Raw genomic sequence first — 7,773 nt, 5'->3', positions numbered from 1 at the left:
CGCCGGAATTGAAAGATTTGATTTGATCTCTTCTTTCGGCTTTCGAGAAGTGCAAACTTCGTAAAATTTTTGAGTCTCCGGATCGTGAAATCCGGCGCCTCTTTCGAGGACTCCTCAAGTTTCCGACGTTCACACTTATCGGTTCGTTGAATCTGATTTTTAAAGAACTTCGCTGAAGAATTTCGTTCAGCGCAGAAAAAGAAGTTTATCTAATCTTTTTCTTCTTGTCAAGGCCAACCTTAAACTTTTTGTCGTTTATTGTCAGCTATGACATGTTTTCCGCCCCGTTTTCGGAGCAGGATGCGAATTATGCAGAGTTCACTCTTGTTTGTCAAGTATCACGAAAAATCGTTCTAGACTCCTATTCGCCTCATCCATAAGCAGGAAGTTCCATGCTTCACTATCTCATCACACCTCATGTTAACCGCCACCGCTACAGCGTTCAGCTCGTTCTGCCCGTTCCTTACGACAACTTGCTCAAGCTTGCATTGCCAACGTGGACACCTGGAAGCTATGTATTAAGGGAATATGCCGGACGCCTCACAAATATCCGTGCATACTGGGAAGAAAATGAACTTCCCGTACGCCAAGTCAGCAAAGCTCAATGGGTTGTAGACGCCGCTGAAGCTCCCGTCTCCGCCACATTGCGAATCGAGTGGGAAGTCTTTGCCTACTCTGTTGGAATTCATGATGCGTACCTGGACGATGACCGAGGCTTCATCAATCCCAGCACTCTGTTTCTGCATCCCTTCAATACAAACGAACCTGCCGAGGTGTTTTTTGATGCTCCCGGCTGGAATGTTCAATGTGCACTTCCGCTCAGAGCCAATGCTTGGCAGGCTCGCAACCTTGATGAGCTCCTTGACAGTCCCTACACGCTGACGCCTAAAGATGGCCATGGGTCTCATATCTGGACCGTAGAGGTCTGCGGCGTTTCGCATCAAATCGTCATCACCGGGGCTAACTCATTGAATCGCGACCGTGTGAGTTCCGATTTACGGAAGATTTTTGAAACAACGATTGCCTTTTGGGACCCTGCCGAGAAGAAACCTCCTTTCGAGCGTTATCTGCTGCAAATGCACCTGGGTGCCGGCCTCTACGGCGGCCTGGAACATGCTGCCGGCACTATGCTTCTTGAGGATCCCAAAGTGCTTCCCGCCGAAGGTGAAGCAACGCCTCCAAAGGATTACATCGAGTTCCTCACCCTGGCGGCGCACGAATATTTCCATGCCTGGCTCGTCAAACGTCTGAAACCCTCTTGTTTTCTCCCTTACGATTTATCTAAGGAAGTTTATTCTCACGACCTTTGGATCTTCGAAGGCTTCACTTCACTTTACGAGTCAATCATTCCGTTGCGGGCGGGCTTGATTGATGAAGCCGCCTATTGGGAACAATTTGGTCGACGATTCAACAATGCACTCGGTCGGGAAGGATTCGATCAAATGACGCTCGCCGAATCCAGTTTCAATGCCTGGATAAAGCTCTATCGACAGACAAAGGACTCCCCTTACTCACAAACTTCTTACTACGCCAAAGGGGCTCTGGCTGCGTTTTTAATCAATGATGCGCTCGAACAGCGCTCCAATGGAGAATGGACTCTCGAGCATGTACTGCAAAGTTGGTTCCTCACCGTTCGAAGCAAGATTACTGACCGTACCTGGTCCGGTCTGCCTGATGGTGGCTTTGCCGAATTGGTATTTGAACTTACTGGCCTTTCTATTGCTGACGTCATTGAGCACTGGGTGAGCAAGCCCAATGTTGACCGCTGCGAATGGATTGCCGCCTTCAGCACTGCTTTAGAGCACCGCGGGAAAAAACTCACCCTTGACGCAAACCAAAATCAGGCTTACGCACTCTCTGGACTGAAGCTTCGCCGTTCCGGTGCAGACCTTGAGCTCGACTATGTGCCGTCCGCATCTCCGGCGTTTGAAGCCAGTCTTTTTGCCGGAGATGTGCCGATTGCTCTTGATGGCATGCGAATAACTTTTGAACGGTTTGACCGCATGGTGGAAGCTTGTGCTGGCCGAGTTGTCGAAATCGTATTCTTTCGCGGAGACCGACTTATCGTTCGTCAATTAGATCTTGCATCCCCGCGATCAAATGCATTCTTGCTGCTGCTTCCGCAGCGCGTGATTGACCTCAGTTAAAAGAGAACCGGTTGCTGCGCGGCGCCCATCCAGTCAATGGGCGCCTCACCGCGAGCCTCAAGCCATGCATTGGCTTTATGGAAACAGTCGGACTTCATAAAGGCATCATCGCCTCGAGTCGCCGATAAGGGAGATGGGTGACTCGATGCAAGCACCAAGTGGCGGCGTTCATCGATCATCGGCCGAAGACGCTGTGCTGGTTTGCCCCACAGGAAAAAAACAAGTCCATTTCGTCCTGAAGAAAGTTGAGTAACGAGCCGGTCGGTCAAAGTCTCCCACCCCCATCCAGCATGAGCCAGAGGTTTTCCCGCTTCCACCGTCAAAATCGTATTGAGGAGCAATACGCCCGCCGCAGCCCAATCGGAAAGATCGCCTCGCGTGCGACGTATTTCATTCGACGCAGCTATTACTTTGAAAATATTTTTCAAGGAAGGCGGCAGTTTTTCTCCTGCTGGCACAGAAAAAGCTAACCCACAAGCCTTACCGGGCGTGTGATACGGATCCTGGCCGAAAATGACCGCACGAACTTGTTCAAAAGGCGTCTCTTCAAGCGCTCGGAACGGATGAGGAGGGAAAACGTCAGCAGTACAGCTGGAGATGCGGTCAACAAGATTTTGTCCTTCCGGCGAAGCCATGAAATGCTCCACCGTAGTCCGCCAAACGCCTGTAAGAGATTCCGTTGAAAAATCAGGTTTCATCAATGGCGCGCTTCCGTCAAATGACGATTCGTAAGAATGCTCGTTCTGAGTCGATACCAATTGATTTGACAAGCAAGCTCGGCATTATCTTCAACCAGCCGACTGCCTTTCGTCACCGTGCTCACGAAGTCACATTCACGCTTTACGAATGTATCAAAGCTCTGACCAGATACGATGAACTTATTCCAACGAGTACGCCCTCCAGACGGCTTGTCCCACGCTTTTGCAAGCGAAGCGACCTGCTCAGTAACGGTCTTGTACTCACTCTGGGCATACGCAAGATCGAGCTTGAGGCAGCTGTTCTCCTTCGAAGGATCTCCATCCGCTTTCGCCCAACAGGCCTCAACATCTGCTGCTGTCGGTGGTTCTGATTGCTCTGCTGCAGCATAAGCTCCGGACGCGACAAAGGAAAAAACGACTGCCGTCAGTAAGTATGAGTATGTCAATCTCCGCATTTGCGGCTTCCTTGTTGAGCGAGGAGCTCCTCGCAAACTTCTTTTACGGACGGAAAGACTTCATTGAAGCCAGCAGTCCGAGCCCATTCCTTCAGCGGAACACCTTCGTTATAGCCAGACTCAACCAGCATCGCACGAATGCCGGCTGCACGAGCTGCAAGTGCATCATTACGACTGTCGCCGACCATCACTGCTTCCGATGCCTCTGCACCAGCACTGGTTATGGCCTTAATCAGCATGTCAGGCGCAGGTTTGGGATGCGCGCAATCGCCGGCGGCAACCAATCCATTAAAGAGTGCATCAATGCCTCGCTCGCGCAAGAACGCTTCCGTCAGTCCGCGCTCCTTGTTCGTCACAAGCCAGACTGAAATACCAGCTTCCTTCAGACTCTGAACACCAGCAAAAGCACCTGGGATTTCTCGAATCAAGTCGCCAGACATGCCAGACCAGATCGCAACCAAACGCTGAAGCGTTGATTCAAAATCCGGCAACTCCTTCGCACCAGCTCCTTGCCACCAGAGAAAGAGACGGTCAATCAACACACGAACTCCGCCGCCGATCATGTCGCCGACAACCGCCTCGGGCGGCACTGGCGCTCCGAGCTCTCGCGACAACATTTCGACGCCCTTGGCAAGCTCTGGGAGAGAACTAACCAGCGTACCGTCCAAATCAAATAGCGCGGCGCGGATCATGCAAGTACCGCCACTGCTGACTTCATGCTGCGAATGACTTCAGCATAACCCTGAGCAGATCCCGCTCCAAAGACAGCCGACCCTGCGACGAAGGTATCGGCTCCGGCTGCTGCGATGCGTGCAATATTTGCTGGTTTCACACCACCGTCAACCTCCAGAGCGATTTCGCGTCCGGTCTGAGCTTTATACGCATCGAGTTTTTCGCGAACACGCGCGAGTTTTTCTATCGTTGATTCAATAAAACTCTGCCCGCCGAACCCGGGATTGACACTCATCAGAAGCACCACATCAATCTGATCAAGTTCGTAATCGAGATAGTCGAGCGGCGTTGCAGGATTGAATACCAGCCCAGCTTTGACGCCGCCTTTACGGATCAGCTGCAGCGTGCGATCAACGTGCTTCGTCGCTTCACAATGAAAAGTAATGATATCGGCGCCGGCTTCAATAAAACTAGGCACCAGTGCATCGACCGGCTCAATCATCAAATGCACGTCGATCGGAATCGACACATACGGGCGAATAGCTTTCAATACCAACGGCCCAACCGTTAGATTGGGGACGTAATGATTGTCCATTACATCAAAATGAATCCAATCAGCGCCGGCAGCGGCAACGTCCCGCACCTCCTCGCCCAAGCGAGCAAAATCGGCGGAAAGAATGGATGGTGCTATGCGGCAGGTTCGCATGGTAGATCTCTTCAAGAAACCGTGAACAAGTTGAATATTGAGCCTCAGTATATCGACCTAGCCTGAGGAAACCACACCACGGCATTGAGACGTCTAGACTTGAAGTCAATTTTCTCTTCAGCGACACTTCTATGATCCCCGCACAGCACCTCTTTGCTCGCAAGATCGCCGGCGCCGCACTTGCGACTGTCGTAGCTCTGCTTACAGCCTGTACGACAACGCCGCCTCCAAGTGAACCCATACCGCCTCCGGCAAAGAAAGGAATTACGTTTACTCGCTCGGATTATGCCGACCTGCCTGCTGTTGATGGCCATCGGTGGGAGGCTGCGCTGACAGCTTTTCGACAAAGCTGCTCAAGAATACGCATTGACGCAGTTTGGAGCGGTTTGTGCAGCACGGCGCTATCCCTGCCCAACAGCGCTCCTGCCGCCGAGAGTTTCTTTCGCTCGAATTTCACCCCGTGGGGAGTGGAAATTCCTGCGAAAAAAGGGCGCACTTCGACGGGACTCATGACCGGCTACTATGAACCGCTGCTCTACGGAAGCCGTGTTCGACAGCCGCCCTATGTTCACCCTATCTACGGCATCCCTGACAATCTGCTTACGATTGATCTCGGAGAACTCTATCCCGACTTGAAGGGGCGTCGCCTGCGCGGAAAGCTTGACGGCCGCCGCGTCGTTCCTTACGACAAACGCGGCGCCATTCAGGAGAAAGAAGCGGAGATGGCTCGATGGGCCATCGCATGGGTGAGCGATCCCGTTGACGCATTTTTCCTGCATGTACAAGGTTCAGGCCGAATTGTGCTTCCCGACGGAAGCTTCATGCGAGTGGGCTTTGCGGATCAAAATGGCTGGCGATACCACTCCATCGGTCAGTGGCTGATAACGCATGGACACCTGTCCGCGCATGAGCTTTCGATGCAGCGCATTCGCTCCTGGGCAAAGGCCAATCCGTCTAAGGTGAAGGCTGCCCTCGCGCAAAACCCAAGCTACATCTTTTTTGAGGAACGCAAAAGCGACACCGAACTCGGTCCCATTGGTGCCGCCGGTGTGCCGCTTACTCCAGAAGCCTCCGTCGCCGTTGATCAAAAATACTGGAAACTCGGCACACCTTTCATTGTTTCCATCTCTCAAGAGCGGCCTGCATTGGCGTTTACCCAACCGGTGATTGCTCAGGACACTGGCGGTGCCATCCAAGGAGCTCTTCGCTTTGACTACTTCTGGGGATTCGGCGATGACGCCGGCGCTGCAGCTGGACGGCAAAAGAGCGCTGTTGCTGCCTGGCTTCTGGTTCCCAATGGTCTGGCTCCCGAGGAAGTGCTCCCCAACGGCGCCCATGCACCACGTTAAACCATTCGTAAACAATGCGCCGCTCAGAATTATTCCCTGACGGCGCTTTTTGAGAGATTTAGATCGATCAACTTCCGTTCGTCGGTTGTTCGGCTAGGATGCCTTCAAATTGTTCAGCCGAAACAGCTCCCGTCATGCGGTCGCCGGTTGGGAAAAAAAATGTCGGCGCGCCGCCGATGCTGTAGCGCCCAGCAAGCTTGAGATTTCGCGTCAAAACGGAACTGTCGCAATTCTGCGGTGCAGCTGGCGGCGTAATGCCGCGCCGCATCCAGTCGGCCCAAGCCTTAGAGGGATCCTTGGCGCAAACGATCTCATAGTTGTTTTGCTCGCCGCGGATGAGCGGCGTAATAAACGTCCACACCGTCAAATTCCCAACGGTTTCAAACACCCGCTCCATTGAACGACAGTACGTGCAGTTAGCATCTGAGAAAACAATCACCTCGCGCTGACCTTTTCCAAACACTTGCTTAACCGCATCTTGGCGAGGCCACTTTGACCAGTTCTCACGAGCGAATTCGCGCAGACGTTCCTGCGTTTTGTTCGTTTTTGTCTTGGTATCAATAATCGATCCCGAAAAGACATAACCCACTTTGTCGTCGACATAGAAAAGCCGATCCTGAATAAAGACCTCCCAGAGTCCAGGAATCGGCGACGGCTGTACGCTTTCAGCTTTAAGTCCTGTGTTTTTCATGAGCGCTTCGCGCACAGCTTCAGCATCAATGGCGGCCGCCTGTACCTGTGCAGCAGCGATAGTTAAAAGCGGAAGCGCGGTGGCGGCAAGTGCGCGCAGACTAGAAATTGCGGCCATGGTGTGGCGGAGCCTCTTTTAAAGAAGTTGGGAAGATCGATTATCGCGGCTTCAGCTTGCGGATAGATGAATTCCTTCATCATCCAATACCGCATACACGGTATTTTAATATTGAACAAAGCACGAGAGGTCAACGGTTTCTTGCAAACCAACGAATGGCTCTATACAATCCGTGCTTCGACCTTTCAGGGCGGCTAGGTAGCTCAGTTGGTAGAGCAGCGGATTGAAAATCCGCGTGTCGGCGGTTCGATTCCGTCCCTAGCCACCATTCAGATCAGTCGGGGAAAATTAATAGCGGAAATTTGACGCTGTTTCTCCTATAGGTTGCTCTGAAGTACTGCTTAGGCGAACGGCTAGGTAGCTCAGTTGGTAGAGCAGCGGATTGAAAATCCGCGTGTCGGCGGTTCGATTCCGTCCCTAGCCACCAAAGATTTTTCTGGGTTTGCACTCACGCAAATCCAGTCATTAATGCCCGCCAGCCTCATTAAACAGCTTGCGGGCATTTGTTTATGTTCATCGCACAGCGCAGTTTTTCCCCAAAACTCCCGGGGATGTACCTAGTCCCGGAACACCCGCGGGGGCAAGGGCAAACCTAAGAGGGTAAAGAGATCTCGGATTTTTTTCGGGATCTCTTTTGTTTTCCAAGCGTTGCGATCAGTTGGTTTATTGGCCTTCAGATAACGCAGCTGCATGAAGGCCTTCGTCAAAGAATTGTTGGGCAAACGGTTCGCTGCCGTTTCGTTGCGTCGACATGCCATATGCATCATCAGGCGCAGTGACTGGGCCAATACCTGGACAAACAGCTTGCCCATGTAGGTGCTTGAGGTCGCGTAGAGGCGATCCCCAGCAGTTTGATTCTTAAACTGCTGGAAGCTCTGTTCGACAATATTGCGGGCCCGATAAATGCTCAGAGCGATAAAAGGATCCTGGACGACGTT

The 7,773-nt window shown here is 52.3% G+C and carries 7 protein-coding genes, 2 tRNA genes and 1 pseudogene; 4 read left to right on the top strand and 6 right to left on the bottom strand.

What is annotated here, in order from left to right:
• The first annotated feature begins 392 nt into the window (after positions 1-392).
• Complete coding sequence (locus DES29_RS12120) at positions 393-2,147, top strand: M61 family metallopeptidase (RefSeq protein ID WP_021994666.1); 1,755 nt, start codon at positions 393-395, stop codon at positions 2,145-2,147.
• Here the strand turns inward: DES29_RS12120 and ung are convergent.
• The 4 genes from ung to rpe are packed head-to-tail and all read right to left on the bottom strand — an operon-like array spanning position 2,144 to position 4,678.
• The gene (gene ung / locus DES29_RS12115) at positions 2,144-2,845 is read right to left on the bottom strand and encodes a uracil-DNA glycosylase (RefSeq protein ID WP_113854944.1); all 702 of its coding nucleotides are present in this window, start codon (positions 2,843-2,845) and stop codon (positions 2,144-2,146) included. The two genes, DES29_RS12120 and ung, sit on opposite strands and share 4 nt — an antisense overlap.
• On the bottom strand, positions 2,845-3,300 hold the full coding sequence (locus DES29_RS12110) for a DUF1311 domain-containing protein (protein ID WP_021994664.1): 456 nt from the start codon (positions 3,298-3,300) through the stop codon (positions 2,845-2,847). The genes ung and DES29_RS12110 overlap by 1 nt, the downstream gene beginning before the upstream one ends.
• Positions 3,288-3,992 (bottom strand): HAD family hydrolase, encoded by a 705-nt coding sequence (locus DES29_RS12105; RefSeq protein WP_021994663.1) that lies wholly within the window; start codon positions 3,990-3,992, stop codon positions 3,288-3,290. The genes DES29_RS12110 and DES29_RS12105 overlap by 13 nt, the downstream gene beginning before the upstream one ends.
• Positions 3,989-4,678 carry a ribulose-phosphate 3-epimerase gene (gene rpe / locus DES29_RS12100; protein WP_005431709.1) on the bottom strand — a complete coding sequence of 230 codons (690 nt, stop codon included), beginning with the start codon at positions 4,676-4,678 and terminating at the stop codon, positions 3,989-3,991. The genes DES29_RS12105 and rpe overlap by 4 nt, the downstream gene beginning before the upstream one ends.
• A gap of 131 nt (positions 4,679-4,809) precedes the next feature.
• Here rpe and mltA point away from each other — a divergent pair, with 131 nt between their 5' ends.
• A complete protein-coding gene (mltA, locus tag DES29_RS12095) occupies positions 4,810-6,027 on the top strand; it encodes a murein transglycosylase A (RefSeq protein WP_021994662.1) in 1,218 nt (405 codons plus the stop codon).
• A 67-nt stretch (positions 6,028-6,094) separates the two neighbouring features.
• On the opposite strand, the gene DES29_RS12090 is transcribed toward mltA, so the two are convergent.
• Positions 6,095-6,835 carry a DsbC family protein gene (locus DES29_RS12090; protein WP_021994661.1) on the bottom strand — a complete coding sequence of 247 codons (741 nt, stop codon included), beginning with the start codon at positions 6,833-6,835 and terminating at the stop codon, positions 6,095-6,097.
• A 192-nt stretch (positions 6,836-7,027) separates the two neighbouring features.
• On the opposite strand from DES29_RS12090, the gene DES29_RS12085 reads away from it, so the two are divergent.
• Both DES29_RS12085 and DES29_RS12080 read left to right on the top strand, forming a co-directional pair.
• Positions 7,028-7,103, top strand: a tRNA-Phe gene (locus tag DES29_RS12085).
• Positions 7,104-7,186: 83 nt separating this feature from the next.
• Positions 7,187-7,262: transfer RNA gene (locus DES29_RS12080), tRNA-Phe, on the top strand.
• 130 nt (positions 7,263-7,392) lie between these two features.
• Here the strand turns inward: DES29_RS12080 and DES29_RS12075 are convergent.
• Positions 7,393-7,773: pseudogene (locus DES29_RS12075) on the bottom strand (IS1634 family transposase); the annotation flags it as partial.

Origin of the sequence: Sutterella wadsworthensis (assembly GCF_003315195.1) — a bacterium.
In the GTDB taxonomy this organism is placed as follows: domain Bacteria; phylum Pseudomonadota; class Gammaproteobacteria; order Burkholderiales; family Burkholderiaceae_F; genus Sutterella; species Sutterella wadsworthensis.
Note: the sequence above shows the minus strand (reverse complement) of the source record. Positions and strands in the feature narration are given on the sequence as shown.

Coding starts and splice junctions, on each gene's coding strand:
- ung (WP_113854944.1), bottom strand. CDS start 2,845: ATGAAACCTGATTTTTCAACGGAATCTCTTACAGGCGTTTGGCGGACT.
- DES29_RS12105 (WP_021994663.1), bottom strand. CDS start 3,992: ATGATCCGCGCCGCGCTATTTGATTTGGACGGTACGCTGGTTAGTTCT.
- DES29_RS12110 (WP_021994664.1), bottom strand. CDS start 3,300: ATGCGGAGATTGACATACTCATACTTACTGACGGCAGTCGTTTTTTCC.
- DES29_RS12120 (WP_021994666.1), top strand. CDS start 393: ATGCTTCACTATCTCATCACACCTCATGTTAACCGCCACCGCTACAGC.
- mltA (WP_021994662.1), top strand. CDS start 4,810: ATGATCCCCGCACAGCACCTCTTTGCTCGCAAGATCGCCGGCGCCGCA.
- DES29_RS12090 (WP_021994661.1), bottom strand. CDS start 6,835: ATGGCCGCAATTTCTAGTCTGCGCGCACTTGCCGCCACCGCGCTTCCG.
- rpe (WP_005431709.1), bottom strand. CDS start 4,678: ATGCGAACCTGCCGCATAGCACCATCCATTCTTTCCGCCGATTTTGCT.